Annotated in this window: 20 protein-coding genes, 1 tRNA gene and 1 pseudogene; 7 read left to right on the top strand and 15 right to left on the bottom strand. The window is 66.7% G+C overall.

From position 1 onward, the window contains the following. Positions 1-212 precede the first annotated feature (212 nt). From rpoC to MZV50_RS05010, 4 genes and pseudogenes are all read right to left on the bottom strand, one after another. Positions 213-4,403, bottom strand: a complete 4,191-nt coding sequence (rpoC, locus tag MZV50_RS05030; RefSeq protein ID WP_252633312.1) for a DNA-directed RNA polymerase subunit beta' — start codon at positions 4,401-4,403, stop codon at positions 213-215. Between the two features lie 119 nt (positions 4,404-4,522). Further along, positions 4,523-8,593: a DNA-directed RNA polymerase subunit beta gene (rpoB, locus tag MZV50_RS05025; protein WP_252633310.1), complete on the bottom strand. Its 4,071-nt coding sequence runs from the start codon at positions 8,591-8,593 to the stop codon at positions 4,523-4,525. Positions 8,594-8,937: 344 nt separating this feature from the next. Continuing rightward, positions 8,938-9,099 (bottom strand): hypothetical protein, encoded by a 162-nt coding sequence (locus tag MZV50_RS05020; protein ID WP_252633309.1) that lies wholly within the window; start codon positions 9,097-9,099, stop codon positions 8,938-8,940. Positions 9,100-9,146: 47 nt separating this feature from the next. Continuing rightward, a pseudogene (locus MZV50_RS05010) lies at positions 9,147-10,165 on the bottom strand (WD40/YVTN/BNR-like repeat-containing protein). 267 nt (positions 10,166-10,432) lie between these two features. Between MZV50_RS05010 and MZV50_RS05005 the strand changes: the two are divergent. Both MZV50_RS05005 and MZV50_RS05000 read left to right on the top strand, forming a co-directional pair. Further along, positions 10,433-11,401: an alpha/beta hydrolase family protein gene (locus MZV50_RS05005; protein WP_252633304.1), complete on the top strand. Its 969-nt coding sequence runs from the start codon at positions 10,433-10,435 to the stop codon at positions 11,399-11,401. Between the two features lie 74 nt (positions 11,402-11,475). Further along, a complete protein-coding gene (locus MZV50_RS05000) occupies positions 11,476-12,510 on the top strand; it encodes an AraC family transcriptional regulator (protein WP_252633303.1) in 1,035 nt (344 codons plus the stop codon). 252 nt (positions 12,511-12,762) lie between these two features. Here the strand turns inward: MZV50_RS05000 and rplL are convergent, their stop codons facing one another. The 3 genes from rplL to MZV50_RS04985 all read right to left on the bottom strand — a co-directional run bounded on the left by rplL (position 12,763) and on the right by MZV50_RS04985 (position 14,454). Continuing rightward, the gene (gene rplL, locus MZV50_RS04995; RefSeq protein WP_010918385.1) at positions 12,763-13,146 is read right to left on the bottom strand and encodes a 50S ribosomal protein L7/L12; all 384 of its coding nucleotides are present in this window, start codon (positions 13,144-13,146) and stop codon (positions 12,763-12,765) included. A 46-nt stretch (positions 13,147-13,192) separates the two neighbouring features. Further along, a complete protein-coding gene (gene rplJ / locus MZV50_RS04990; RefSeq protein WP_252633302.1) occupies positions 13,193-13,711 on the bottom strand; it encodes a 50S ribosomal protein L10 in 519 nt (172 codons plus the stop codon). Between the two features lie 344 nt (positions 13,712-14,055). Next, entirely contained in the window at positions 14,056-14,454 is a 399-nt protein-coding gene (locus tag MZV50_RS04985; protein ID WP_252633299.1) for an SRPBCC family protein, read from the bottom strand. A gap of 89 nt (positions 14,455-14,543) precedes the next feature. Here MZV50_RS04985 and MZV50_RS04980 point away from each other — a divergent pair, with 89 nt between their 5' ends. Continuing rightward, complete coding sequence (locus MZV50_RS04980; protein ID WP_252633298.1) at positions 14,544-15,905, top strand: alpha/beta fold hydrolase; 1,362 nt, start codon at positions 14,544-14,546, stop codon at positions 15,903-15,905. Here the strand turns inward: MZV50_RS04980 and MZV50_RS04975 are convergent. The 8 genes from MZV50_RS04975 to MZV50_RS04940 all read right to left on the bottom strand — a co-directional run bounded on the left by MZV50_RS04975 (position 15,902) and on the right by MZV50_RS04940 (position 24,287). Further along, positions 15,902-17,122: a TIGR03862 family flavoprotein gene (locus tag MZV50_RS04975; RefSeq protein WP_252633296.1), complete on the bottom strand. Its 1,221-nt coding sequence runs from the start codon at positions 17,120-17,122 to the stop codon at positions 15,902-15,904. The two genes, MZV50_RS04980 and MZV50_RS04975, sit on opposite strands and share 4 nt — an antisense overlap. Positions 17,123-17,197: 75 nt before the next feature. Continuing rightward, entirely contained in the window at positions 17,198-17,887 is a 690-nt protein-coding gene (gene rplA, locus MZV50_RS04970) for a 50S ribosomal protein L1 (protein ID WP_252633295.1), read from the bottom strand. Between the two features lie 4 nt (positions 17,888-17,891). Then, positions 17,892-18,323, bottom strand: coding sequence for a 50S ribosomal protein L11 (gene rplK, locus MZV50_RS04965; RefSeq protein WP_056046604.1), 432 nt, complete (start codon positions 18,321-18,323; stop codon positions 17,892-17,894). 242 nt (positions 18,324-18,565) lie between these two features. Beyond that, complete coding sequence (locus MZV50_RS04960; RefSeq protein ID WP_252633294.1) at positions 18,566-19,234, bottom strand: hypothetical protein; 669 nt, start codon at positions 19,232-19,234, stop codon at positions 18,566-18,568. 103 nt (positions 19,235-19,337) lie between these two features. Then, positions 19,338-19,775, bottom strand: a complete 438-nt coding sequence (locus MZV50_RS04955; protein WP_252633292.1) for a hypothetical protein — start codon at positions 19,773-19,775, stop codon at positions 19,338-19,340. Between the two features lie 157 nt (positions 19,776-19,932). Further along, positions 19,933-21,822, bottom strand: a complete 1,890-nt coding sequence (locus MZV50_RS04950; protein WP_252633290.1) for a nucleoside-diphosphate sugar epimerase/dehydratase — start codon at positions 21,820-21,822, stop codon at positions 19,933-19,935. Between the two features lie 88 nt (positions 21,823-21,910). Continuing rightward, complete coding sequence (locus tag MZV50_RS04945) at positions 21,911-23,146, bottom strand: molybdopterin molybdotransferase MoeA (RefSeq protein ID WP_252633288.1); 1,236 nt, start codon at positions 23,144-23,146, stop codon at positions 21,911-21,913. Between the two features lie 193 nt (positions 23,147-23,339). Further along, complete coding sequence (locus tag MZV50_RS04940) at positions 23,340-24,287, bottom strand: ferredoxin--NADP reductase (RefSeq protein ID WP_436792207.1); 948 nt, start codon at positions 24,285-24,287, stop codon at positions 23,340-23,342. A gap of 388 nt (positions 24,288-24,675) precedes the next feature. Between MZV50_RS04940 and MZV50_RS04935 the strand changes: the two genes are divergently transcribed. From MZV50_RS04935 to nusG, 4 genes are all read left to right on the top strand, one after another. Next, positions 24,676-25,092, top strand: coding sequence for a hypothetical protein (locus MZV50_RS04935; RefSeq protein ID WP_252633286.1), 417 nt, complete (start codon positions 24,676-24,678; stop codon positions 25,090-25,092). A gap of 486 nt (positions 25,093-25,578) precedes the next feature. Then, a tRNA-Trp gene (locus MZV50_RS04925) sits at positions 25,579-25,654 on the top strand. A gap of 62 nt (positions 25,655-25,716) precedes the next feature. Continuing rightward, on the top strand, positions 25,717-26,037 hold the full coding sequence (gene secE / locus MZV50_RS04920) for a preprotein translocase subunit SecE (RefSeq protein ID WP_252635180.1): 321 nt from the start codon (positions 25,717-25,719) through the stop codon (positions 26,035-26,037). A gap of 10 nt (positions 26,038-26,047) precedes the next feature. Then, on the top strand, positions 26,048-26,605 hold the full coding sequence (gene nusG / locus MZV50_RS04915) for a transcription termination/antitermination protein NusG (protein ID WP_223393135.1): 558 nt from the start codon (positions 26,048-26,050) through the stop codon (positions 26,603-26,605). Positions 26,606-26,688 lie beyond the last annotated feature (83 nt).

The raw sequence follows: 26,688 nt of genomic DNA, 5'->3' as shown, positions 1-26,688 counted from the left end.
TCGTCGCGCCTTCACGCCGACGACATCGGTCATGCCTTATCAGCCAACGAAAAAGGCCCGGGATCGCTCCCGGGCCTTTCCGTATTTCGCTCGAAGCCGGCGCCTATTCGGCGTCCGACTTTCTAGGTGTCTCGGACGCCTATTCGGCGTCCGACTTTCTAAGTGTCTTGGACGCCTATTCGGCGTCCGGCTTTCTTGAGTGTCTCGGACGCCTATTCGGCGTCCGAGAGCGCGATCTCGGCCGGCAGCGGCTCCATCGCTTCTTCGCGCTGCTGAGCCAGCTGCTCGTCGCGCTTGGCGGCGACGCGCTGCAGGCTGCGCAGGTAGGAACCCGTGCCAGCGGGGATCAGGCGACCCACGATGACGTTTTCCTTCAGGCCTTCCAGGGTGTCGGTCTTGCCGTGCACCGAGGCTTCGGTCAGGACGCGGGTCGTTTCCTGGAACGACGCGGCCGAGATGAAGCTCTTGGTCTGCAGCGAGGCCTTGGTGATGCCCAGCAGCACCGGCTGGGTCACAGCCGGACGACCGCCGCGAGCAACCGCCTTGTCCTGTTCCTTGTCGAACTCCGGCTTGTCGAGGTGGTCACCCTTGATCAGGCCGGTGTCGCCGGGCTCGAGGATCTCGACCTTCTGCAGCATCTGACGAACGATCGTCTCGATGTGCTTGTCGTTGATCGGCACGCCCTGCAGTCGATAGACCTCCTGGATCTCGTCGACGAGGAAGTTCGCCAGGGCCTCGACGCCCAGGATGCGCAGGATGTCGTGCGGATCCGGGTTGCCGTCGATGATGTACTCGCCCTTGGAGATGTAGTCCCCGTCGTGGACGGCGATGTGCTTGCCCTTCGGGATCAGGAACTCGACCGCCTCGGGCTGGTTGCCATCGGCGTCGACGTCCGGCGTGATCTTGATCCGGCGCTTGTTCTTGTAATCCTTGCCGAATTCGACACGGCCGTCCATTTCCGCGATGACCGCGCAGTCCTTCGGACGGCGGGCTTCGAAGAGTTCGGCGACGCGCGGCAGACCACCGGTGATGTCCCGGGTCTTGGCGCCTTCGGTCGGGATACGCGCGATCACTTCACCCGGCTTCACCTCGTCGCCATCGGCGACGGAGAGAATGGCGCCGGCCGACAGAAGGTAACGAGCCTCGCCGCCGTTCGACAGGCGCTTGTACGAGCCGTCTTCCGACAGCACGCCCATGGCCGGACGCAGGTCCGAACCGCGGGCCGACGTACGCCAGTCGGCGACGACGCGCTGGGCGATACCCGTCGCTTCGTCGACTTCCTCGCGGATCGACAGGCCGTCGACCAGGTCTTCGGCGCGGATTCGACCACCGACTTCGGTGATGATCGGGGTGGTGTACGGGTCCCAGTCGCCGAGACGCTGGCCGCGCTTGACCGCGTCGCCGTCCTTGACCCGCAGGCGGGCGCCGTACGGCGGCTTGTAGGTTTCGCGCTCCTTGCCGTCGACCAGTACGCTGACCGAGGTGTTGCGGCTCATGATGACCAGCGCGCCGTCGGCGCCCACGACCGTCGGGCCGATCACGCGGACCGTACCTTCGTTCGAGGCCTCGAAGAACGACTGCTCGGCCACCTGGGCGGTGCCGCCGATGTGGAACGTCCGCATGGTCAGCTGCGTGCCGGGCTCACCGATCGACTGGGCGGCGATGACGCCGACCGCTTCGCCGATGTTCACCGGAGTGCCGCGCGCCAGGTCGCGACCGTAGCAGGCGCCGCAGACGCCGATCTTGGCTTCGCAGGTCAGGACCGAGCGGACCTTGACCGACTGGACGACCGCCGCCTCGATGGCGTCGGCGATGTTCTCGTCGATATAGGTGTCGGCCGGAACGACCAGCTCGCCGGTGCCCGGATCCTTGACGTCCTCGGCCGTGAAGCGGCCCAGGACGCGCGTGCCCAGCGAGACCAGCACGTCGCCGCCTTCGACCACGGCGCGCAGGGTGATGCCCCGGGTGGTGCCGCAGTCTTCCTCGACGATGATGCAGTCCTGCGCGACGTCGACCAGACGACGGGTCAGGTAGCCCGAGTTGGCGGTCTTCAGCGCGGTGTCCGCGAGGCCCTTACGAGCGCCGTGGGTCGAGTTGAAGTACTCCTGAACGGTCAGGCCTTCCTTGAAGTTCGAAACGATCGGGGTCTCGATGATTTCACCGGACGGCTTGGCCATCAGGCCGCGCATGCCGCCCAGCTGCTTCATCTGGGCTTGCGAACCGCGGGCGCCGGAGTGGGCCATCATGTAGATGGCGTTGATTTCCTTCTCGCGGCCGTTCTCGTCCTTATGCTTCGTCTGAAGCTCGGCCATCATCTCGTCGGCGACGCGGTCGGTGGCCTTGGCCCAGGCGTCAACGACCTTGTTGTACTTCTCACCCTTGGTGATCAGGCCGTCGGCGTACTGTTGCTCGTACTCCTCGGCCAGCTTGCGGGTCTCTTCCACGATCGCGGTCTTGCGGACCGGGATGATGATGTCGTCCTTGCCGAACGAGATGCCCGCCTTGGCGGCTTCCTTGAAGCCCAGACCCATGACCTTGTCGGCGAAGATGACCGTCGCCTTCTGACCGCAGTGGCGGTAGACGATGTCGATCAGGTTGCCGATTTCCTTCTTGGTCAGCGCCTTTTCGATCAGGCGGTGGCCGATCTGGGGGTGCTGCGGCAGCAGGGCGGCGATCTTCATGCGGCCCGGCGTGGTGTCGATCACCTTGCGGACCAGAACGCCTTCCGAATTCATCTCGGTGTGGCGCGCCTTGATCTTGGCGTGCAGCGAGACGACGCCGGCGTCCATGGCGGCTTCGATTTCACCCAGGTCGGCGAAGATCTTGCCTTCGCCCGGCTCACCCTCGCGGGCGACCGACAGGTAGTACAGACCCAGGACGATGTCCTGCGACGGCACGATGATCGGGCGACCGTTGGCGGGCGACAGGATGTTGTTGGTCGACATCATCAGGACGCGCGCTTCCAGCTGAGCTTCCAGGCTCAGCGGGACGTGCACGGCCATCTGGTCGCCGTCGAAGTCGGCGTTGAACGCGGCGCAGACCAGCGGGTGCAGCTGGATGGCCTTGCCCTCGATCAGCTTCGGCTCGAACGCCTGAATGCCCAGACGGTGCAGGGTCGGGGCGCGGTTCAGCAGCACCGGGTGCTCGCGGATCACCTCTTCGAGGATGTCCCACACCTGCGGCTGCTCGCGCTCGACCATGCGCTTGGACTGCTTGACGGTGCCCGACAGGCCCTTGGCGTCCAGGCGCGCGTAGATGAACGGCTTGAACAGCTCCAGCGCCATCTTCTTGGGCAGGCCGCACTCGTGCAGCTTCAGCTCGGGACCGACCACGATGACCGAACGGCCCGAATAGTCGACGCGCTTGCCCAGCAGGTTCTGACGGAAGCGGCCTTGCTTGCCCTTCAGCATGTCGGCCAGCGACTTCAGCGGACGCTTGTTGGCGCCCGTGATCACGCGACCGCGACGACCGTTGTCGAACAGGGCGTCGACCGACTCCTGCAGCATCCGCTTTTCGTTGCGGATGATGATGTCGGGCGCGCGCAGCTCGATCAGGCGCTTCAGGCGGTTGTTACGGTTGATGACCCGGCGATACAGGTCGTTGAGGTCCGAGGTCGCGAAGCGGCCGCCGTCCAGCGGCACCAGCGGACGCAGTTCCGGCGGGATGACCGGAACGACCGTCAGCACCATCCACTCGGGACGGTTGCCCGACTCCTGGAAGGCTTCCAGGATCTTCAGGCGCTTGCTGAACTTCTTCTGCTTCATGTCCGAGACGGTGCCGGACAGTTCCTCGCGCAGACGCTCGGCCTCTTTTTCGAGGTCGATGGCCTTGAGCAGGTTCTGGATGGCCTCGGCGCCGATCTCGGCGGTGAAGCTGTCGTCGCCGTACTCTTCCTGGGCGCGCATGTAGTCGTCTTCCGACAGCAGCTGGTGCTGCTTCAGAGGCGTCAGGCCTGGCTCGGTGACGATGTAGTACTCGAAGTACAGGACGCGCTCGATGTCCTTCAGCGGCATGTCGAGCATCATGGCGATGCGCGACGGCAGCGACTTCAGGAACCAGATGTGGGCGACCGGCGAGGCCAGTTCGATGTGGCCCATGCGCTCGCGACGGACGCGGGCCAGGGTGACTTCGACGCCGCACTTCTCGCAGATGATGCCCTTGTACTTCATGCGCTTATACTTGCCGCACAGGCATTCGTAGTCCTTGGTCGGGCCAAAGATACGGGCGCAGAACAGGCCGTCACGCTCGGGCTTGAACGTACGGTAGTTGATGGTTTCCGGCTTCTTGATCTCGCCGAACGACCACGAGCGGATCTTTTCCGGCGAGGCCAGCGAGATGCGGATCTGGTCGAAGGTCGGAGCGGCCTGGACCGGATTGAAGATGTTCAGGACTTCCTGGTTCATCTTGGTTCCTTCTGCGGGATCACCCGCGAAAATTCAAAGTGGAGAATGGGCTGAAGGGGAGGCCCCTCCCCCGCCGACTTTCTTCTTCAGAAAGAGGGGGCGGAGGAGGGAGATCCGGATCAGCTGTTCTCCAGCTCGACGTTCAGGCCGAGCGAGCGCATTTCCTTGACCAGCACGTTGAAGCTTTCCGGGATACCGGCTTCGAACGTGTCGTCGCCGCGGACGATCGACTCGTAGACCTTGGTCCGGCCGGCCACGTCGTCGGACTTCACCGTCAGCATTTCCTGCAGGGTGTAGGCCGCGCCGTAGGCTTCCAGAGCCCACACTTCCATTTCCCCGAAGCGCTGACCGCCGAACTGGGCCTTGCCGCCCAGCGGCTGCTGGGTGACCAGCGAGTACGGACCGATCGAACGGGCGTGGATCTTGTCGTCGACCAGGTGGTGCAGCTTCAGCATGTAGATGTAGCCGACCGTGACCGGGCGCTTGAACTGCTCGCCGGTCAGACCGTCGAACAGGATCGACTGACCCGAGCGGTTCACGCCGGCCATTTCGAGGTGGTCCTCGATGTCGTCCATGCGCGCGCCGTCGAACACCGGGGTGGCGATCGGAACGCCCTTGCCGAGGTTGCGGGCCAGCTCGACCAGCTCTTCTTCCGACTCCGGCAGTTCTTCGTCCGGACCGTAGACGTCACGCAGGCGATCGATCAGGGCCTGCTTCTGACCGCCGTGCTGCCAGTCTTCCAGCAGGTTGGTGATCTGCTTGCCAAGGTTGGCGCAGGCCCAGCCCAGGTGGGTCTCGAAGATCTGACCGACGTTCATGCGCGAAGGCACGCCCAGCGGGTTCAGAACGACGTCGACGTGCGTCCCGTCGGCGAGGAACGGCATGTCCTCGATCGGCAGGATGCGCGAGATGACGCCCTTGTTGCCGTGACGGCCGGCCATCTTGTCGCCCGGCTGCAGCTTGCGCTTCACGGCCACGAAGACCTTGACCATCTTCATGACGCCCGGAGGCAGTTCGTCGCCGCGCTGCAGCTTGTCGACCTTGTCTTCGAAACGACGGTCGAGGCGCTTGCGGTTCTCGTCGAACAGGCGGCGCAGGCTTTCCAGTTCGCCCATCGCCTTTTCGTCTTCCAGGGCGATCTGCCACCACAGGCCCGAGGCGACCTGCGACAGGCCGTCGGCGGTGATCTCGCCGCGCGACAGACCCTTCGGGCCCGACAGCGCAACCTTGCCGATCAGCAGTTCCTTCAGGCGGCCCGAGATGTTGCGGTTCAGGATCGCGAACTCGTCGTCGCGGTCTTTGCCCAGGCGGTCGATCTCGGCGCGTTCGATGGCCAGGGCGCGTTCGTCCTTGTCGACGCCGTGGCGGTTGAAGACGCGCACGTCGACGATCGTGCCGGCGACGCCCGGGGGCAGGCGCAGGCTGGTGTCGCGGACGTCCGAGGCCTTTTCACCGAAGATGGCGCGCAGCAGCTTTTCTTCCGGCGTCATCGGGCTTTCGCCCTTCGGCGTGACCTTGCCGACCAGGATGTCGCCCGGCTGGACTTCGGCGCCGATCGCCACGATGCCGGCTTCGTCGAGGTTGCGCAGGGCTTCCTCGCCGACGTTCGGGATGTCGCGGGTGATTTCTTCCGGACCCAGCTTCGTATCGCGGGCCATGACTTCGAATTCCTCGATGTGGATCGAGGTGAAGACGTCGTCACGGACGATGCGTTCGGAAATCAGGATCGAGTCTTCGAAGTTGTAGCCGTTCCAGGGCATGAACGCGACGAGCGCGTTGCGGCCCAGGGCCAGTTCGCCCAGCTCGGTCGACGGACCGTCGGCGATGATGTCGCCGGCGCTGATCTTGTCGCCCACCTTCACCAGCGGACGCTGGTTGATGCAGGTCGACTGGTTCGAGCGCTGGAACTTCGACATGCGGTAGATGTCGACGCCCGAGCGGGCCGCGTCGGTTTCCTCGGTGGCGCGGATGACGATACGCGTACCGTCGATCTGCTCCACGACGCCGGTGCGCTTGGCGATGACGACGGCGCCCGAGTCACGGGCGACGACGGCTTCCATGCCGGTGCCGACCAGCGGGGCGTCCGACTGCACCAGCGGCACGGCCTGACGTTGCATGTTCGAACCCATGAGCGCGCGGTTGGCGTCATCGTTTTCGAGGAACGGGATCAGGGCGGCGGCCACCGACACGACTTGGCGCGGCGACACGTCCATCAGGTCCACCGTCTCCTTTTGCAGGAGGGTCGGTTCGCCGTTGATGCGGCCCGGGACCAGGTCGTCGACGATCTCGCCTTGCGCCACCGAGATGTTCGATTGCGCGATGACGTGCTTGGATTCCTCCATAGCCGACATGTAGACGACTTCGTCCTGCGGCTTGCCGTCCTTCACGCGACGGTACGGGCTCTCGATGAAGCCGTACTTGTTGACGCGCGCGTGGGTGGCCAGCGAGTTGATCAGACCGATGTTCGGGCCTTCCGGCGTTTCAATCGGGCAGATCCGGCCGTAGTGGGTCGGGTGAACGTCGCGGACTTCGAAGCCGGCGCGCTCGCGGGTCAGACCGCCCGGGCCGAGGGCCGAGAGACGACGCTTGTGGGTGATTTCCGACAGCGGGTTCGTCTGGTCCATGAACTGCGACAGCTGCGAGGAGCCGAAGAATTCACGAACAGCGGCGGCGGCCGGCTTGGCGTTGATCAGGTCGTGCGGCATCACGGTGTCGATGTCGACGGACGACATGCGTTCCTTGATGGCGCGTTCCATGCGCAGCAGGCCGACGCGGTACTGGTTTTCCAGCAGCTCACCGACCGAGCGGACGCGACGGTTGCCCAGGTTGTCGATGTCGTCGATTTCGCCGCGACCGTCGCGCAGGCCCACCAGGACCTTCAGCACGGCCAGGACGTCGTCCTTGCGCAGGATGCGGACTTCGTCCGACACGTCCTGCTCCAGGCGCATGTTCATCTTCACGCGGCCCACCGACGACAGGTCGTAGCGCTCGGCGTCGAAGAACAGCGACTTGAACATCGCTTCGGCGGCTTCGACGGTCGGCGGCTCGCCCGGACGCATGACGCGATAGATGTCGAACAGCGCGTCCTCGCGGACGGCGTTCTTGTCCACGCGCAGGGTGTTGCGCATGTAGGCGCCGACCGTGACGTGGTCGATGTCCAGCACGTCGATGGTGTCGAAGCCTTGGTCGGCCAGGGCCTGGATCGCCGGAACGTCCAGCTCGTCGCCTGCTTCCGAATAGATCTCGCCGGTCGAGAAGTTGACGGCGTCACGGGCCAGGTAGCGGCCGGTCAGGGCTTCCGGGGCCAGCAGCAGGGTCTTCAGACCCGCGTCGGCGAACTTCTTGGCCTGGCGGGCGGTGATCTTGGTGCCAGCCGGAGCGACTTCCTCACCCGTGTCGGCGTCGACCAGCGGGAACTCCGGCTTCACGCCGCGCCAGCGCTCGGGCTTGTACGGGGTGGCCCAGCCACCCGCGCGCTTTTCGAACGGGACGACGTCGTAGAACGTGGTCAGGATCTCTTCGCCGTCCATGCCCAGGGCATAGAGGAAAGTCGTGGCCGGCAGCTTGCGGCGACGGTCGATGCGGACATAGACGATGTCCTTGGCGTCGAACTCGAAGTCCAGCCACGAGCCGCGGTACGGGATCACGCGGGCGGCGAACAGCAGCTTGCCCGAAGCGTGGGTCTTGCCCTTGTCGTGGTCGAAGAACACGCCCGGCGAGCGGTGCATCTGCGAGACGATGACGCGCTCGGTGCCGTTGACGATGAAGGTGCCCTTGTCCGTCATGAGCGGGATGTCGCCCATGTAGACGTCCTGCTCCTTGATGTCCTTGACGGATCGAGCCCCGGTCTCTTCTTCGGTTTCAAAGACGATCAGGCGCAGCTTGACCTTCAGCGGCGCGGCGAAGGTCATGTCGCGCTGGATGCATTCCTCGACGTCGTACTTGGGCTCTTCGAATTCGTACGAGACGTATTCGAGCACGGCGCGCTCGTTGAAGTCCTTGATCGGGAACACCGACTTGAAGACCGCCTCGACGCCCTCGTCGCGGCGCTGGCCCGGACGGACCTCGCGCTGGAGGAACTGCTCGTACGACGAGCGCTGAACCTCGATGAGGTTCGGCATCTGCACAGCTTCGGGGATGCGGCCGAACGACTTCCGGATCCGCTTCTTGCCGGTGAAGGATTGCGCCATGTTGTTTCCCTGAACGCGGACGGACTCCGCGTGTGAAATTCGAATGTCCTTAGCGTCCACCCTCGCTGCTTCCCTGTTCGGGAAGCTGCGGACGCTGGAATTCCCCTGTCGGGCGACCGGGATCGGAAGCCTGACGGGCGCCCCTTCGCGCTGATCGGAGGGCGGCTGATCGCGCCTCGGGGCGTAATACGGACGCGCGCGAGCGCTCCGCCGATGTAATCGTGAACGCGGGGATATAGGGGATGCGAAGGCGGAAGAAAAGGGGGATTCGTCAGGCGACGTAAACAGGCGGCCGGCCGGGCCTTCGGCCCGCCGTCATCCGCCGCGAAGGCGTCGCCCGGACGCTATGGCGTTTTCTTCAACGCCTTCATCGCCAGCGAGACGCCCAGGGCGATCAGACAGACGAAGAACGCCACCTTGGTGATCGCGCCGGCCACGTTGACGACGAAGCCGAGGATCCCGAACAGGATCATGAGGGCGAGCAGGACACCAGCGAGCTTGAGCATGCGGGGTGAACGTGGGGCGGGACGAAGCGTTCCACCACACCGAACCATCACGCCCGCCAGAGGCCGATCGATCCCATCGGGCCGCACAGCACGCCGGACTTTTCCGACGTCAGGCGCACGCTGTTCATCGGCGCGGCCGAGACCCGCTCGAAGTGGCGGCCATCGCGGGCCAGGATCGTGCCGGCCAGGCCCGTGGCCATCACCGTCTCGCCCTCGACCGAGATCCCCGACAGATAGCCCGCCGGGGCGGCCACCGGCTGGAAGGCCAGGCTGCCCGGCGCCAGCCAGGCCAGGTTCACGCCCTCGCCCCTGGGGTTCTTGTAGTCGCCGCCGCAGACCCACAGCTCGCCGCGCTGTCCAAAAGCGATGGCGAAAGCCCCGCGCGAGGGCGCGTCGGCGAGGATCGGCGTGTCCATCGCCACGAAGACCCCGCCGCCGCCGCGCGACAGATAGACCCGCGCCACGCCCGCCCCGCCGGTGCAGAACGCCACCTGGCCATGGCGGCCGATGGCGACGCAGCCGTTGCTGGCGGCGAACGCCCCCTCCCCTCGGCGGCCGGCGGCACGCCCTCCGGCGGCAACCGCGCCCAGGTCTCGCCGCCGTCGGCTGTATAGAGCACGGTGAAGCGCCCCTGCGTCGGGTCGCCCAGGATGAAGCCGCGCCGCTTGTCGACGAAGGCGATCGAGTCCCAGAAGCCATCGGGGTCCTGGTTGGCCGCCAGCCGCTTCCACGTCTTGCCGCCATCCTGGGTGCGCCACAGCTGGGACGCGCCGCCCGGCCCCGCGCTCATCGCCAGCACGTGGTGGTCGTCGAAGGCGTGCAGCCCTCGGAAGTCCAGATCCTCGGCCCCGATGATCCGCATCGGATCCTGGCGCTCGTCCCGACCCCGGATCAGCCAGCCCTTGGAGCCGGAGGCCCAGTAAGTCTTGCCCCCCGTCGGCGACAGGCCACGCAACTCGCTGTCGGCGACGGACGCGGGCATGCGGATCCCGCCGATCCCCGGCGCGGCGAAGGCAGGGGTGGCCGCCATGGCCGCGCCGGCGAGGATGACGTCTCTGCGGTTCATGAAGCCCTGCCGAGGTGGTTCGAGGACCTTGGCTTCGGGCGAAACGGGAAAGAGTTCAAGAGGCGTCAATGACACCAAGCCGAAGGCGAGCGCGGCAGCTTCCGACGCTTGGTTTGAATCCTATTCGTGGCGCTCCGCGGCCAGTCCTTTGGCGCATTCCGCCAGTTGAATGGCGCGCTCCGTGAGTGAAGCATTTCGCGGACGCCTTAGCTTCCATCACGACGCCGGCGCTCATCGCCGCGCGGCATGATCCCGGAGCAGGCAGCCATGAACAACCTCATCAAAGACGCGCGTCACATCCCGGTGGACGAGGCCCGGACGACGATCTCGGTCAGTCCGATCACCCTGGCCACGACGGAGCGGCCGCTGCCGCTCGAACTGCGCGTCACGGGCCCCGCCGAAGGCGACGGCCTGCCCATCGTGCTGCTGTCACACGGTCACGGCCCCTCGAACTACATCCCCTCCAAGGATGGCTACGGCCCGCTGGTCAATTTCTATGCCGAGCGCGGCTTCGTCGTGATCCAGCCCACCCATCTGAACTCCAAGGTCGCGGGGCTTCCGGCCGGCGCCGCCGGCGGACCGCTCTTCTGGCGGTCTCGCGTCGAGGACATGCGCCTGATCCTAGACCGTCTCGACGAGATCGAGGCGGCGGCCCCGGCCTTCAAGGGACGTCTGGATCACGGCAAGGTCGCGGTTGTGGGTCATTCCATGGGCGGTCAAACCGCCGGCATGCTGCTGGGCGCTCGGCTCACCGACCCGAAGGATCCGGACGCCCAGGACGTCAACCTGCTCGAGCCCCGCATCAAGGCCGGCGTGCTTCTCACCGCGCCTGGCAAAGGCGGCGACAGCCTGAGCGAGATGGCGGCCAGCAACTACACCTTCTTCAATCCCGACTTTTCGCACATGACCACCAGGAGCCTGGTCGTCATCGGCAGCGACGACGCCTCGGCTCACCTCACCGTGCGCGGGCCGGCCTGGCATGCCGACCCGTTCCACGAGAGCCCCGGCGCCGAGGCGCTGATGACCGTGCTCGGCGCCAAGCACGGGCTGGGCGGCATTTCGGGCTACGACGCCCGCGAGACCGACGACGAGGATCCCGATCGGCTGGAGATCGTCCTGCGCATGACCTGGGCCTACCTGCGCTCTGCCCTGGATGACGATGGTCGCCCCTGGGCCGCCGCCTGCGCCGCGTTGCGGGCCCATGCCTCGTCGCAGGCGCGCGTCGACCCGCGCTAGCGAAACCCAGCGTTCCTGGCCATTCTCTCGAGGATGGCCAGCATCCGCGCACGCGCAGAAAGGAAGCGATTCAGATGACTTCGCCCGTGGTGGACAGGGGCCGGTTCCCGCCGACGCTGTGGCGCGCCCTACGCGCCGCCGGCCTTGAGCCCCCCAAGGTGCTGCGCTTGGCGGGGCTGCCGTCGAGCCTGCACCTCGACGCCTCGGCGACATTCTCCACGACGCAACTGTTCGCGATCTGGAAGGCGGTCGAGACGATCGCGGACGACCCCGCCATGGCGCTGCGCCTGCTTCGGGCGGCCGACCTCTCCGGCCACCAGCCGGCCTTCATTTCCGCGCTCTACGCCGCCGACTTCCGGGACGCCATCCAGAGGATCGAGCGCTTCAAACGGATGGGCGCCTGCGAGGTGTTCACGACCGAGGCGGCGAACGGTCGGTGGACCATCACCAAGGCGTGGCCCTTCGCGACGGAGGCCGAGCCGGCGATCTCGGTCGATCTCAGCTTCATGTTCCTGCTGGAGCTGGGACGCCGGGGCGCCGGCAGGCGCATCACGCCGGCGCGGATTGAATACCGCCGGCCCGGGCCCGTGACGCCGGAGCTCGAGGCCTATTACGGGGCGCCCTTGGCGTTTGGAGCCTCACGGAACGCCATGACCTTCCACCTCGACGATCTGGCCGCGCCTTTCCCTGGCCACAGCCCGGAGTTTCTGGACCTCGTGACGCCGGGACTGGCGGCGGCCTTCGCGGAGATCGAGGAGAGCGACGCGATCGCCGACCGGGTGAAATCGGTGCTGAAGCGGTCTCTCGCCAGCGGTCGTCCCGAGGTCGCTCACGTGGCGCGAGATCTGGGCATGAGCGAGCGCACGCTGCAGAGACGAATAACCGGTGAGGCCACGACGTTCCGGGCCCTCCTTTCCGATGCGCGACGCGAACTCAGCCAGCAATTGCTGGCCGACCCGGACATCCATATCGACGAGGTCACCTACCTGCTCGGCTATCAGGACGCCACGTCCTTCTACCGTGCTTTCCGGGACTGGGCCGGCGTTTCTCCGGGGGAATGGCGCGCGGGCGTCGCCGCCGAGAAGGGCGTGACGCGCGGCCTACATTGACGGCCTATTGGCTGGCCTGGCGAGGTAGGTTCGCGCCGGCGCCGCCCGCCTTGAAACCGGTCCCCAGGTACTCCCCCGTAGCGGCCCTCGCGCCAAAGCCATCTCTCATAGAGAGAGGGATTCCACGGACCGCTTCCCGCCCATCACAGACACGAGGCGCTCACAGCCCAAAGAAAACGGCCCCGGAGGTTTCCCTCCGAGGCCGCTCGGCAGTTCCAAAGGAACCCAGTCCCCGCGAAAGCGGGGGCCAGATTACTTGATTTGGATCTTGGCGCCGGCTTCCGTGAGCTTCTTCGAGATCTCTTCGGCTTGTTGCTTCGAGACGTTCTCGACGACGTTCTGCGGAGCGCCTTCGACCAGGTCCTTGGCTTCCTTCAGGCCGAGGTCCGGACGGACGCCGCGGACTTCCTTGATCACGTTGATCTTCTTGTCGCCGCCGTCGACCAGGACGACGGTGAACTCGGTTTGCTCTTCAGCGGCTTCGGCCGGAGCGGCGGCGGCGCCACCAGCGGCGGCGACGGCGACCGGAGCGGCGGCCGAGACGCCCCACTTTTCTTCCAGCAGCTTCGACAGTTCAGCGGCTTCCAGCACCGACAGGGTGGACAGTTCTTCGACCAGCTTTTCGAGCTTCGACATGTGTCAGTTCCTTAGAGAGATTGGGATAGATTTGCGGGGATGACCGTTACGCGGCGTCTTTGGTCGCGTAGGCGTTGAAGACGCGAGCCAGCTGGCCGGCCGGAGCCTGCAGGACGCCAGCGATCTTGGTCGCCGGAGCCTGGATGAGGCCGATAAGCTTGCCACGCAGTTCGTCCAGCGACGGCAGGGTCGCCAGAGCGCGCACCGCGTTCTCGTCCAGCACGTTGGTCTGGTCCAGGACGCCACCGACAACCTTGAGCTTGTCGTTTTCCTTGGCGAACTGCACCGCGATCTTCGCGGCCGAGACAGCGTCCGGGCCGTAGGCGATGGCGACCGGACCGGTGAAGAGCTTGTCGCCCTTGTCACCGAGCTTGCCGTCCAGAGCCTTGAGGGCCAGGGTGTTCTTCACAACCTTGATCGCGGCGCCTTCCTTGCGGAGGCGAAGACGAAGGTCGGTCATTTCCGCAACGGTCAGACCCGTATAGTGGGTCACGACGACAGCGCCGGCATCGGCGAAGACGCTTTTCAGCGACTCGATCGATTCCTGCTTTTGAGCGCGGTCCATTGCGGTCTCCTACTCAATAACAGCAGCCGGACCATTCCGGCAGCCAGATGCGGTCCCATGCGGAATTGCTCCCGCGTGCGAGTCGCATTTGCCTGTTCCAAGGAAAGTCGGCCGCGTTCCGGTCCCGGACCGGCCCAACGCGAAGAAGGGGTGGTCACGAGCAGGAAGACTTGGCGTCTCTATCCCTGTCTCCCGACGGCGAGGAAGGGCTCTTCCTCGATTACGGCGTTGGTGACCCCACGCCCCGTTGTTCTCAAACAGGTTCTTCGGCGGACCGGAGTCCGTCGGAGAAGACGCGCCGTATAGACGAAGTTCGGGGGGATATCAACACCCGCCCCCTTCCCTCACGCTTCCAGCCGCGCCTTCATCGCCGCCAGTCCCATCTCCATCATCGGCCCCACGCTTTCGGCCGCCGCGTGCGGCAGGACGTCGGCGGTCCAGACGGCCCGCGAACGGCCCTCGCCGGCGTCCTCGACGCGCATGACGCCGTTGTGGTGCGCGAGGCGTTCGCTCCGAACGCTCCAGACCAGGCGGCGGCGGGCGTCGTCGAGGTCGACGATCACTTCCTTGACCACCATGCCGTTGCCGAAGGTGACCATGCGGGCCGCGCCGTCGTCGACCATCTCGGTATCGACGACGAAGCCCGGGCATAGCCGCTCGTGGATCGCGCCGACGTCGCGCACGGCGTCCCAGACCGTCTCCGGACTCGCGTCGATCAGGATGTCCTTGTGGATCGAAGCCATGCCGTCCTCCCTTGCCGTTTGAGCCAGGAGATAGCAGCGTCCCCGACCGAGAACTGGCAGGAGCCGGTTGGATGGGAGACGGGACGTCCATGACTCGCAAGCTGATCGCCGGGGCGTGCGCCCTGCTCCTGGGGGCGCTGGTCGCCGCGCCCGTCCTGGCCGAGCCCAAGGTCGCGCCGACGCCGCGCGCCGTGGTCGCCGATCCCGCGCGCGACAAGGAGCACCCGGCCGACATGGCGGCCTTCCAGGTCGACGTCGCCGGCTCGAAGATCAACGCCATCCTGTACACGGCCTCGGGCGAGCAGCCGCATCCGACCCTGCTGTTCCTGCACGGCTTCCCCGGCAACGAGACCAATATCGACCTGCTGCAGGCGGTGCGGCGCGCCGGCTGGAACGCCATGCGGATCAACTATCGCGGCTCGTGGGGCAGCCAGGGCAGGTTCAGCTTCGAGAACGCCCGCGCCGACGGCGAGGCGGCGGTGGCCTGGCTGACCGATCCCGCCAACATCGCCAAGTACCACATCGACCCCAAGCGCATCGTCGTCGCGGGCCACAGCATGGGCGGCTTCATGGCCGCCAGCGCCTCGACCGCGCGGCGGGACGTGGCCGGGACCGTGCTGATCGACTCCTGGGACATCGGCAAGGAAAAGGCCGGCGTCACCAGCGACCAGACCCGCAAGACCGCCATCGAGGGCATGCGCCCAGACACCGCGCCCTTGGCCACGACGCCCGAGGCCCTGGTGGCCGAGATCGAGCGCGACGCCGCCAAGCTGGACCTTGAGCGGCTCTCCGCCCGCATCGCCGATCGTCCGGTGCTGATGATCGGCGCCGAGTTCGCCGGCGCGCCCACCACGCGCAAGTTGGCCGCCGCCGCCCGCGCGGCCGGCGCCAAGGACCTGACCGAGACCTATCTGGCCACCGACCACAGCTTCTCGGACGCCCGCATCGCGCTGGAGAGCGAGGTGATCCGCTGGCTGGCCCGGTTCGATCCCCAGAGCGCGGCGACGGTCGGAACGCGGATCCCGCTGCGGGCCGCCTATGACGACAACAACGTCTTCGCCCGGATCATTCGCGGCGAGCTGCCCGCCTACAAGGTCTACGAGGACGCCGACGTCCTGGCCTTCATGGACCGCGCGCCGATGGAGCCCGGCCACGTGCTGGTGATCTCCAAGACCTCCAAGGCCCGCACCCTGCTGGAGATCGATCCCGAGGACCTCGCCAAGGTCATGGCGGTCGCCCAGAAGGTCGGCCAGGCCGAGGTCGACGCCCTGGGCCTGGAGGGCTTCATGCTGATCCAGAACAACGGGATCGGCCAGAGCGTGCCGCACCTGCACGTCCACGTGATCCCGCGCGTCGCCGGCAAGCCGGCCTATCTGGTCGAGAACGCGCCCGCCGATCCGAAAGACCTGGAGGCGATGGCCGCGAGGATCCGCGCGGCGATGAAGCCCTAACCCAGCCGCGCCAGCGCCTGCTTCCCGGCCGCCACGCCGCTGGCGAAGCAGGCCTGCAGCAGATAGCCGCCGGTCGGGGCCTCCCAGTCCAGCATCTCGCCGGCCAGGATCACCTCCGGGCGGTCCTTCAGCGCCAGGCCGTCAAGGCTCTCGAACCGGGCGCCGCCGGCGGCCGAAATGGCGCGGTCCAGGGGCTGGACATCGGTCAGCACGATGGGCGCGGCCTTGATCGCGGCCGCCAGGGCCGCGGGCGCGACGGGCAGATCCAGGCCGTGGGCCTCGCGCAGCAGGTTGACCTCGACCGGCGACAGCTTGACCGCCTTGCGCAGGAAATTGGCCAGGCTCTGGCCGCCGCGCGGCGCGTGCAGCCGGCGCTCCAGGGTCTCGACCGGGATGTCGGGGCGCAGGTCGATGGTCAGAACCGCCCGGCCGTCAGCCTCGATGGCGTCGCGCAGCGGAGCGGCCAGGGCGTAGACCGCCCCGCCCTCCAGGCCATAGCCGGCGACCATGGCGTCGCCGCGCGCGCCCTTCTCGCCATGGCGTAGGCCGATGTTCTTCAGCGGCTCGCCGGCGAAGCGCTCGCGGAACACGGTGCTCCAGGCGACGTCGAAGCCGCAGTTGGCGGCGCGGAACGGGGCGACGGCGCAGCCTTGCCCTTCGAGCGCCCCGACCCAGGCCGCGTCCGAGCCGAGCCGGGGCCAGCTGGCCCCACCCAGGGCCAGGACCACCGTCCGGGCGCGCACGACCTCACCGTTGATCAGGAGACCGCCGTCGGCGCTCCAGCCGGTCCACTCGGCCCGCGTCCGCAGTTGGACGCCCAGCCCCTCCAGCCGCGCCAGCCAGGCCCGCAGCAGCGGCGAGGCCTTCATCGCCTTGGGAAACACTCGGCCGCTGGCCCCGACGAAGGTCGGCTGGCCCAGGTCCTGGGCCCAGGCGACTAGGTCCGCGGGGGCGAACGCCTCCAGCATCGGCGCCAGCGTCTCGGCGCGCGCGCCGTAGCGGTCCACGAACAGGTCGAAATCCTCGGCGTGGGTGAGATTGAGCCCGCCGCGTCCGGCCATCAGGAACTTGCGCCCGAAGGTCGGCATCTTCTCGAACACGGCCACGGACTTGCCGGCCCCATTTCCGAAGCTTCGGGCGATCGTCTCGGCCGCCATCAGCCCGGCCGGCCCGCCGCCGATCACGGCGACATCGAGGATCTGGTCGTCTTGGCTCATCGCCCTTGGATCAAAGAAAAAGGGCGGAGCCGCAAGGCCCCGCCCTTCTCATTTCGTCGCTTCAAGCGGCTGAAATCAGCCGTTGATCGAGGTGATGTCGACCTTGAAGCCCGGGCCCATCGTCGACGACAGACCAACGCGCTTCACGAAGACGCCCTTGGCGCCCGACGGCTTCGCGCGGTTCAGGGCTTCGATCAGAGCCTTGACGTTGACCAGCAGGGCTTCCTCGGTGAACGAGGCCTTGCCGATGCCGGCGTGAACGATACCGGCCTTTTCGACGCGGAACTCCACGGCGCCGCCCTTGGCGTCCTTGACGGCCTGACCGACGTTCGGGGTCACGGTGCCGACCTTCGGGTTCGGCATCAGGCCGCGCGGGCCCAGCACCTTACCGAGGCGACCGACCAGGGCCATCATGTCCGGGGTCGCGATGACGCGATCGAAGTCCATGAAGCCGCCGGCGATCTTTTCGTACAGGTCGTCGGCGCCGACGTGCTCGGCGCCCGCGGCGGTCGCTTCGGCCGCCTTGGCGTCCTTGGCGAACACGGCGACGCGGACGTCACGGCCGGTGCCCGACGGCAGGTTGACGACGCCACGGACCTGTTGGTCGGCGTGACGCGGGTCGACGCCCAGGTTCACCGAGATCTCGATGGTCTCGTCGAACTTGGCCTTGGCGTTTTCCTTGACCAGCTTGATGGCGGCTTCGACCGAGTGGGCCGCGTCGCGGTCGCCGGTCCAGGCCTTGATGCGCTTGGGTTGCGTAGCCATTGGATTAGGCCTCCACGATCTTCAGGCCCATGGCCTTGGCGGAGCCTTCGATGATCTTGGCCGCGGCCTCGATGTCGTTGGCGTTCAGGTCCTTCATCTTCTTTTCGGCGATCTCGCGCAGCTGGGTGCGGGTGACCTCGCCGACGGTCTCGCGACCGGTCAGCTTGGCGCCCGACTTCAGGCCGGTGATCTGCTTCAGGAAGTGCGTCGCCGGGGGCGTCTTGGTGACGAAGGTGAACGACTTGTCCTGATAGACCGTGATGACGGTCGGCAGGGGGGTGCCCTTTTCGACGTTCTCGGTGCGCGCGTTGAACTCCTTGCAGAAGCCCATGATGTTGACGCCGCGCTGACCCAGAGCCGGGCCGATGGGGGGCGAAGGCGTGGCCGAGCCAGCCTTCACCTGGAGCTTGATGTAGCCCAGGATCTTCTTAGCCATAGTGTCCTCTCGTGAAGGCCGAAGCCCTCGCTGGTGAGCCGTGGTGCGGGCTTGGCGGCCCTTCCACGGATTTGATCAAGCCGCCGGAGCCGAGGCCCAAACGACAAGCGCGCCCCAGGACCAGGGTCCGGGAGCGAGGCGGGGCGTGTAGCAGGCGGGGGGAACGGAGTCTAGGGGCGGTGGCCGGGGTGTGGCCCGAGGCGCGGGATTTGGTTGGGGCGGAGATGGGTGGATTGTAGACGTTAGCGGTCAGCGTTCGGCCATACCCAAACTCGATAGCCGAAGCGGTGACCCGTCTTCTCGGCCAGAGCCAGCATCTCGCTCACATATCCTGCGGCCAAGTCGATGCGCTGAGTGTCCGACAATCCCTCGTCGTTTCCATCAAGGCCGTAGATACTAAGGTCGACCCGGGGAATTTCTAAAGCGCCCCTCAATTCGTAGGCCTCGACGGACGTCACTGCCGCGTCGTGCGTCCTGGCGTAATCGACGAGCTGGGATAACTCGACGCTGCTGATCATTCTTGAACCGCCGCCGCCGTCGGCTTCAGCAAAGACCTCAGCAAGATCGAATGGCCACCGCTCGTAGGTCAGTTGCCCTTCGACAAAAGAGCTTACGGTTCCTTCGCGCAATGATGGGGAGCCCAGAGGGAACTGAAACCGCCTTACTTCTACGACACCGGCGTCCTGCCATTGCGCTCCGGCTTCAACGAGCGTGAGGTGGAGACCAATGGCTTCGTCGAGCCCGACAATGGACGGCGTATGCAATTGGACTACGATGGGCGCATCGTCTTCTTCGCCCAAAATTACCACGACACGAGCATCGATCTCTCTAGTCGCCGGAAGCCAACAAGGAGCGTCGTCGGCGCTCTTTAGGCGAATAGGATCGCGGGTTGTCAGGTGGCGCCAAGTCATGGTGCCAACTTAGCTTTTGAACGCCCCATCGCCCAGCGGACCATTCGAACATCCGACATGAGTGGAAAGCTCTGCCCCTCCAATCACCGACTGGCAGACCTTGTTAAGCGCCGCCGCAGTTATGCGGAGCGTCGGAGCTTTCCCAGGATTTACCGGTCCGCAGGTTCTTCACCCAGTAGACGATCCCACGCGTATCGTCGGCCGGGCAACTCGGCGGCCCCGCCGGCAGCAGGTGCACACACAACTGCACAGGATCGCCGGACCGAGATGCATCCATCTCTGCGACCTGATTGTATTCGACGTTCTCATGCCCGTCGGCGAAGTAGATCTTGCTGCCGGTGCCAGGAACAGGGCGCTTCTTGGTCTCGTCGAATAACCGGAAGGTCACTTGCTTGATCCGGGTAGAAAAGCATTGGCCCTGGCGCTCAGGTTTGTGAGTTACCGAACTGACGACAGAGGTTCGCGCGGGCGGAGATGCCGCCGCTACGGCAAAGCCGATGGTCGCAAAAGCGATACAGGGCCACCTTGATGGTCGCGCCATCGGACGCCTCATCGGAATTGCAGCCTCCGAGAGTGCTCCTGCTTCTTTTCCGCTTTGTGTCCAAATCGCGAGCGAGGGGTCTAGATCGCTTAAACGCCCCGCCCGAAAGCAGGCTACCTAAAGGGCGGAAGCGGGTCGCAACCCGACCTGCCCTCGCCTAAGACGCCCGGATCTTGACCACCTTGGACGGGCCCACCTGGCGCAGGTCCTCGACCAGGTCGAACAGCTGGGCGCGGACGGCGGCCTCGTCGCCGGCCGCGGCCAGGGCGTCCAGGGTGTCGAGACGGGCGTCCTCGATGACCGGAGCGGCCGAGAGGCGCAGGGCCTCCATGATGCCGGGGGCCTTGGGGCGGGCGACCTCGTTCACGTCGACCAGGGTCTCGGTCAGTTTCTCGCCGGGGCGCAGGCCGGTGATCTTGATGTCGATGTCGCGGCCGGGCGCCAGGCCTTGCAGCTCGATCATCCGCCGGGCCAGGTCGATGATCTTGACCGGCTCGCCCATCTCCAGGGTCAGGACGCCAGCCTCGGGCTCGGAGGCGATCATCGACAGGGCCACGGCCCGCAGCACCAGCTGCACGGCCTCGGGAATGGTCATGAAGTAGCGCTCGACCGCCGCGTCGGTCAGGGTGACCGGGCCGCCGCGGGCGATCTGCTGCTGGAAGATCGGCACGACCGAACCGGCCGAGCCCAGCACGTTGCCGAACCGCACGATGCTGACGCGCATGTCGCCGCCACCGCCGTACTGGCGGGCCACGGCCTCGGCCACGCGCTTGGCCGCGCCCATCACGCTGGTCGGGGCCACGGCCTTGTCGGTCGAGATCAAGGCCAGGTGCGCCGCGCCGCAGGCCTTGGCGGCCGTGGCGACGTTGCGCGTGCCCAGCACGTTGGTGCGCACACCCTCGCAGGGATGGTTCTCGACCAGGGTGACGTGCTTCAGCGCCGCGGCGTGGAAGACGATGTCCGGCGCCTGTTCGGCGAAAACCCGGTGGACGCGGGCGGTGTCGCGCACGTCGCACAGCACCTCGCGGCGCGGCAGCAGCGGGTGGCTGTCGGCGATCTCGCGGTCGATGTGGAACAGATTGTATTCCGAGGCGTCGACCATGGTCAGCTGGGCGCAGCCGCTGGCGGCGATCTGGCGGCACAGTTCCGAGCCGATGCTGCCACCGGCCCCGGTGACTAGCACGCGGCGGCCCGAGACCAGGGCGCGGACCGGCTCGGGATCCAGGCGCACGGGCGGACGGCTCAGCAGTTCCTCCAGGCTGATTTCGCGCAGGACCGGACCGGCATTGGCCGCCGCCACGCCCATCTCGACCACGCCATGGCGGCGCAGGAGGCGTACGCCCTCGGTCTTCAGCCGGCCCAGGCGCTCGGCGCCGAAGGTGCTCATGGCGCTGTCGGTCAGAAACAGGATGGCCGACGGCGGCAGGCCGCTGTCGCGCAGGCGGGCCAGCACGCGGTCGAAATCGGCGATCGCGCCCAGCACGCAGACCCCGCGCAGTTCGTCGCCGGTCTCGCGGTCCAGCGGGGAGACGACGCCGATCGGGGCGTAACGCTCGCCCAGGCCGGCCGGGGCGCGCAGGAAGGCCTCGGCCTCGGTCGCCGAGCCGACGATCAGCAGGCGCGGCAAGGCCGGGTGCATCGACGCCGGCCCGAGGCGCAGGACCGACTCCAGCAGCTGGCGTTCATGCAGGCTGCGGCGGATCACGCGCAGGGCCGACAGGAAGGTGCCCTGGAACAGGGCCGCGCCCGCCACGGTGCGCAGGCCGCCGTCGATGCCGGGATGGGCGAAGCGGGTGATGACCATGAAGGTCGCGGCGGTCAGCACCGCCGAACGGAACAGGCGCAGGTGGTCGCTGGCCGACACGAAGCGCCAGGGCGCGCGCTCGACCCGGAACGCCAGCTCGACCAGCAGCGCGGCCAGGGCGTAGTAGCCCGCCTGCAGGAGCGTATCCGGCGTGAAGGGCATGTCGATGACGAGGTAGCGGCCCAGCAGCAGGGCCAGGAAGGCCAGCAGGACGTGTGTCGCGATCTTGCCTGCATGCCCCATGAAACAAACCTCTTGAGCCTGAAGGCCGGGGTGCGCCCGGACGAGAGTCGGACCCGAAGTAGCACGCCAATTCGTCGCCGTCGCGGTTTCAGCCGCGGCGAAGGGGCAGAACCTCGATGACGTCGTTCGCCGAAATGGCCGGCGCGCCGGCCCGTCGGCGCAGCAGGGCGTCGGCCCGCGCGAACACCCCGACCAGGGAAGAATCCTGATCGGGAAAGGCCGTGGCGACGGTCCGGCCCTCGGAATCGACCGACAGCGCCGCGCGCATCCAGTGCTCGCGCGGGCCGCCGGCGGGCAGCGGCGCGGCCAGTCGCGCGGGGACCATACGGACCTCGGGATCGCCGCCGGCCAGGGCCGCCAGCAACGGGCGCAGGAACAGCTCGGCGCAGACCAGCGCCGAAGCCGGATTGCCGGGCAGGCCCAGAACCCTGCGGTCATCCTGACCTTTGGGGGCGTCTAGACGGCCGAACCAGGTCGGCTTGCCGGGACGCACGGCGATCGTCTCGACGGCGAGCTCCAGGCCCAGCGTCTTCAGAGCCGGCTTGACCAGGTCGTGGTCGCCGACCGAGGCGCCGCCGATGGTGACGATCAGGTCGGCCTCCACCGGCGCCACCGCCGCCGCGATCGCCCGTGCGTCGTCGGCCTGGGCGGTCAGCCGGACGGCCTCGCCGCCCCAGGCGCCGATCAGGGCCGCCAGGCTGAACGAGCCGCTCTCATAGATCTGGTCGGGACGTGGCGCGCGACCTGGCGGGACCAGCTCATCGCCGGTGGCCAGGATCGCCACGCGCGGCCGACGGGCGACCGGGACGCGGGCCAGGCCGGCCGAGGCGACCAGGCACAGCCGCCAGGGATCGATGACGAGGCCGGCCTCCAGCAGGACGTCGCCCGCCTGGAAGTCGCCGCCGGCGGCTCGGATGTTGGACTTGGGATCCTGACCGGCCTCGAAGCGCACCGTATCGCCCTCGCGGACGGCCTCTTCCTGAATAACGACCAGATCGGCGCCGGCCGGAACCGGGGCGCCGGTGAAGATGCGCACGGCCTCGCCCGCCTGGATCTCGCGTCCGAACGCCCTGCCCGCCGCGCTCTCGCCGGCGACGGCGAAAGCCTCGCCCGGCGCATAGTCGGCCCGGCGGATCGCCCAGCCGTCCATGGCCGAGGCGTCGAACGGCGGCTGATGGCGGTCGGCGACGACCGGTTCGGCCAGGATGCGGCCCAGGCTGTCGGTCAGCGAAACGGTCTCGACGCCCAGGCGGGCGGCGCCGTCCAGGATCCGGGCGCGGGCGTCTTCGACCGTGAGGTTCTTGAGGTTGGGAAGATTAGCCACGCACCTAGCCCCAAAACGAATCCGCCTTCCTAGGCCTCGTGCCTAGGACCCAGCGTCCGGCTCGTATTGAGCGCGATCGTAGCCCGCCCACACGGACGGTGCTCTTTCTAGACCGCCCGCGCCTGGCTCGGCCATGGGTCCTAGGCACAAGGCCTAGGAAGGCAGGTTTTGTGTGCTTTCGAGGAGGCGATGCCTACCCGACGAACGCCCGCTCGATCACGAAGTCGCCCGGCTCGGCGTTCGAGCCTTCCTTCAGGCCATGGGCCTCCAGCAGGGCGGCGGTGTCCTTGATCATGGCCATCGAGCCGCACAGCATGGCGCGATCGTGCTCGGGATCGAACTTGACCTGGTCCAGGCCCAGATCGGCGAACAGCTTGCCGCTCTCGATCAGGTCGGTGAAGCGGCCCTGGCGCTCGAACGGCTCGCGGGTCACGGTCGGATAGTAGGTCAGCTGGGCCTTGGCCTCGTCGCCGACCAGCGGATCGTCGTGGATCTCGCGAGTGAACAGGTCGCGATAGGCCAGCTCCTTCACCTCGCGCACGCCGTGGGCGACGATGACCCGTTCGAAGCGGCTGTAGGCGTCGGGGTCGCGGGCGACCGACAACCACGGGGCCAGGCCCGTGCCGGTGCCGAACAGGAAGAGCCGCTTGCCCGGGCGGACGGCGTCCAGCACCAGGGTGCCGGTCGGCTTCTTGCCCAGCAGGATCTCGTCGCCTTCCTTGATCTGTTGCAGGCGCGAGGTCAGCGGACCGTCCGGAACCTTGATCGAGAAGAACTCCAGCTCCTCGGCGAAGTGCGGCGAGCCGATCGAATAGGCGCGCAGGATCGGCTTCTTCTCGCCCAGGTCCTCGCGGGGCGGCAGGCCGATCATCACGAACTCGCCCGAGCGGAAGCGGAAGCTGGCCGGGCGGGTGATGGCGAAGCTGAACAGGCGGTCGGTCCAGTGCTTCACCCACAGCACCTTCTCGACGAAGTAAGGCGCTTCCTTCACGGGGGGCGATGCGGGGACAGGAGCGGTCGCGGTGGCCGTCATCTGAACTCTTTGAATCCTTGGCGCGCACGGCGCGGAGAGAGCGGGTGCGCCGGTCGGCGCGGCGCGGGTTCGACGCCACCACGGCCCTGAGGCGGCTGGCTGTCTCATTTGAGCAGCGCCGTCTCCATGTCAACGCCGGTTGTCTAAAGCCGGCTTTGGAAAAACTTCGCCAGCCGCCTCGACAGCCGCCCCTTGTGTCGACGATCCGAAAGATCAGTCGCAGTATTCATCGAGGTTCAGAAAGCGGCGTCTCGGTTCGCGAACAGTTGTTCAGATGAGAAGAGGTATCAAGCTCAACCGGCATGGGATTGCGCTTGACCAGGCTCAGTTTCGCGAGGCCGTGCGCGAGTCGTCCGGTTAAGGACAATCTTTTTCCTATTCCGCGAAACAGCCGCACCGGTTTTTCGAAAACGTCAAAAATGTGATTGCCGGTCTCTCGAACGAAGCGCAGACTTCCTTTTGCTTCGTTCGCGGAGCCAACGATACGGAGGAACGTATGCGGGTTTGGTTCGTAGGGGCCGCCGCGGCGGCTGGTCTGTTAGCGTTTGGTTTGGCCGGCTGCAGCGAAGGCGGCGCGAAGACGAAAGTCGCGCAGGCCCAGCAAGTCGTCGTGGAAGGCACCCCTGTCACCGCTTCGGGCTGCGTGAGGCCCGTCGAGAACACCAATTGCCTGGTCGTGAAGGGCCGAGGCGGCGGTTACTATGATATCAGCACCGCCAGTCCCGCCCCGGATCTATCCAAGGGCGTGGCGGTGTCGCTGCAGGGCAAGGATCTTGGGAAGAACACCCAGTGCGGCCGTCAGCTGACGGACGTGAAGTGGTCCTACCTGGGCATCCAGTGCGGCGCGACCTTGCCGTCCAGCGCGTCCAACGACGCCAGCAAGACCGGCAAGGCCAAGGAAAAGGCCGGCTGATCCCGTCCAGGGCGTGACGATAGAAACGTCCGTCGCGCTCAGGACCCTGTCATGACCCCTCGCCGGAGCCCGGATCGGTCCGGGTCTTCGGCGAACGGGTGCTGTCGGCCGCGCCGCGCGGCTCGGTGGCCGGCCTGGGTGGTTGGCCGTCCCGAGGCGCGGGACGTTGGTTTTCGTGCTCGACCTCCCGATTCGACGGACGGCCGGACGATGAGGGTTGCGGTTGGGGCGACGAGATCGTGGGCATGGCGAAATAACGCCGCAACGAGGGCTTCCGATCCCCTTTTCGCGCCCTCGCCGCCCCTTGAAGCGCGGGGTTGAAGGCGCCCAAACCCGTCAAACCGTTGCGCCCCGCTTGCCCGCCGCATGCGACCCTGCTAAATGGCGCGGCTCTGGCGACAGGACATGGCGCGCCGAGGCTTCAAAGCCTCCCGGCGCGCTGCCTGTCTCCGGGTGTCCGTCAGCCCGAAAGGGCGGTCGGTCCGCAGGAGTGTAGCTCAGCTGGTAGAGCGTCGGTCTCCAAAACCGAAAGTCGTGGGTTCGAGTCCCCCCACTCCTGCCACTATATGTTTCCGACGGGTCGCGTGATGGCCCGCATTCTAGGAAGTCGTGAGCCTCAAGAGCATGGCCAGGAAACCGGGATCCAGCCCGACCGCGATGAAGAACCGCGCCGCGAAAACGGCAGCGGCGATGGCGCCCGCCGGCGCTGGCGCGACCTCGGCCGCCGCTCCCGCCGCCCCCAAGAAGCGCACCAGCCCGGCCCAGTTCGCCCGCGAGGTCCGCGCCGAAGCCCGCAAGATCACCTGGACGTCCCGCAAGGAGACCTGGATCACCTCGGTGATGGTCTTCATCATGGTGGTGTTGGCGTCGCTGTTCTTCACCGCCGTCGACGGCGGTATCGGCTTCGCGATCAACCAGCTTCTGAAGCTGGCCACCTCGGGATAAGATAGAGACGATGAGCACCGAAACCGCGTCCAACCCGAACCACAAGTGGTACATCGTCCACGCCTACTCGAACTTCGAGAAGAAGGTGGCCGAGAGCATCCGCGAGCAGGCCAAGAACCAGGGCCTGGAGGAGAACTTCTCCGAGATTCTCGTGCCGACCGAAGAGGTCGTCGAGATCCGCCGCGGCCGTAAGGTCAACGCCGAGCGCAAGTTCTTCCCGGGCTACGTCCTGGTGAAGATGAACCTCTCGGACGAGGCCTACCACCTGATCAAGAACACCCCGAAGGTCACGGGCTTCCTGGGCAGCGGCTCCAAGCCGATGCCGGTCTCCGAAAAGGAAGTCCAGCGCATCATCGGCACGATCGAGGAAGGCGTCGCCGCCCCCAAGGCCGTGGTCCTGTACGAAGTGGGCGAGAACGTCCGCGTCACCGACGGCCCGTTCGCCAGCTTCAACGGCTCGGTCGAATATGTCGACGAGGAAAAGGCCCGCCTGCGCGTCACCGTCTCGATCTTCGGCCGCGCCACCCCGGTGGAGCTGGAATACAACCAGGTCGAAAAGATCGCCTGATTATCAGCGCGTACTGACGATCTATCGAAAGCCCCGCGTCGCAAGGCGCGGGGCTTTTCCGTGCCCCAATTCTTACATTTAGA

Origin of the sequence: Caulobacter segnis (genome assembly GCF_023935105.1) — a bacterium.
Lineage (GTDB): Bacteria > Pseudomonadota > Alphaproteobacteria > Caulobacterales > Caulobacteraceae > Caulobacter > Caulobacter segnis_B.
Note: the sequence above shows the minus strand (reverse complement) of the source record. Positions and strands in the feature narration are given on the sequence as shown.

Excerpts from the sequence above, each read along its gene's own strand:
- rpoC (WP_252633312.1), bottom strand. The coding sequence starts at position 4,403 with ATGAACCAGGAAGTCCTGAACATCTTCAATCCGGTCCAGGCCGCTCCG.
- rpoB (WP_252633310.1), bottom strand. The coding sequence starts at position 8,593 with ATGGCGCAATCCTTCACCGGCAAGAAGCGGATCCGGAAGTCGTTCGGC.
- MZV50_RS05020 (WP_252633309.1), bottom strand. The coding sequence starts at position 9,099 with ATGCTCAAGCTCGCTGGTGTCCTGCTCGCCCTCATGATCCTGTTCGGG.
- MZV50_RS05005 (WP_252633304.1), top strand. The coding sequence starts at position 10,433 with ATGAACAACCTCATCAAAGACGCGCGTCACATCCCGGTGGACGAGGCC.
- MZV50_RS05000 (WP_252633303.1), top strand. The coding sequence starts at position 11,476 with ATGACTTCGCCCGTGGTGGACAGGGGCCGGTTCCCGCCGACGCTGTGG.
- rplL (WP_010918385.1), bottom strand. The coding sequence starts at position 13,146 with ATGTCGAAGCTCGAAAAGCTGGTCGAAGAACTGTCCACCCTGTCGGTG.
- rplJ (WP_252633302.1), bottom strand. The coding sequence starts at position 13,711 with ATGGACCGCGCTCAAAAGCAGGAATCGATCGAGTCGCTGAAAAGCGTC.
- MZV50_RS04985 (WP_252633299.1), bottom strand. The coding sequence starts at position 14,454 with ATGGCTTCGATCCACAAGGACATCCTGATCGACGCGAGTCCGGAGACG.
- MZV50_RS04980 (WP_252633298.1), top strand. The coding sequence starts at position 14,544 with ATGACTCGCAAGCTGATCGCCGGGGCGTGCGCCCTGCTCCTGGGGGCG.
- MZV50_RS04975 (WP_252633296.1), bottom strand. The coding sequence starts at position 17,122 with ATGAGCCAAGACGACCAGATCCTCGATGTCGCCGTGATCGGCGGCGGG.
- rplA (WP_252633295.1), bottom strand. The coding sequence starts at position 17,887 with ATGGCTACGCAACCCAAGCGCATCAAGGCCTGGACCGGCGACCGCGAC.
- rplK (WP_056046604.1), bottom strand. The coding sequence starts at position 18,323 with ATGGCTAAGAAGATCCTGGGCTACATCAAGCTCCAGGTGAAGGCTGGC.
- MZV50_RS04960 (WP_252633294.1), bottom strand. The coding sequence starts at position 19,234 with ATGACTTGGCGCCACCTGACAACCCGCGATCCTATTCGCCTAAAGAGC.
- MZV50_RS04955 (WP_252633292.1), bottom strand. The coding sequence starts at position 19,775 with ATGGCGCGACCATCAAGGTGGCCCTGTATCGCTTTTGCGACCATCGGC.
- MZV50_RS04950 (WP_252633290.1), bottom strand. The coding sequence starts at position 21,822 with ATGGGGCATGCAGGCAAGATCGCGACACACGTCCTGCTGGCCTTCCTG.
- MZV50_RS04940 (WP_436792207.1), bottom strand. The coding sequence starts at position 24,287 with ATGAGACAGCCAGCCGCCTCAGGGCCGTGGTGGCGTCGAACCCGCGCC.
- MZV50_RS04935 (WP_252633286.1), top strand. The coding sequence starts at position 24,676 with ATGCGGGTTTGGTTCGTAGGGGCCGCCGCGGCGGCTGGTCTGTTAGCG.
- secE (WP_252635180.1), top strand. The coding sequence starts at position 25,717 with ATGGCCAGGAAACCGGGATCCAGCCCGACCGCGATGAAGAACCGCGCC.
- nusG (WP_223393135.1), top strand. The coding sequence starts at position 26,048 with ATGAGCACCGAAACCGCGTCCAACCCGAACCACAAGTGGTACATCGTC.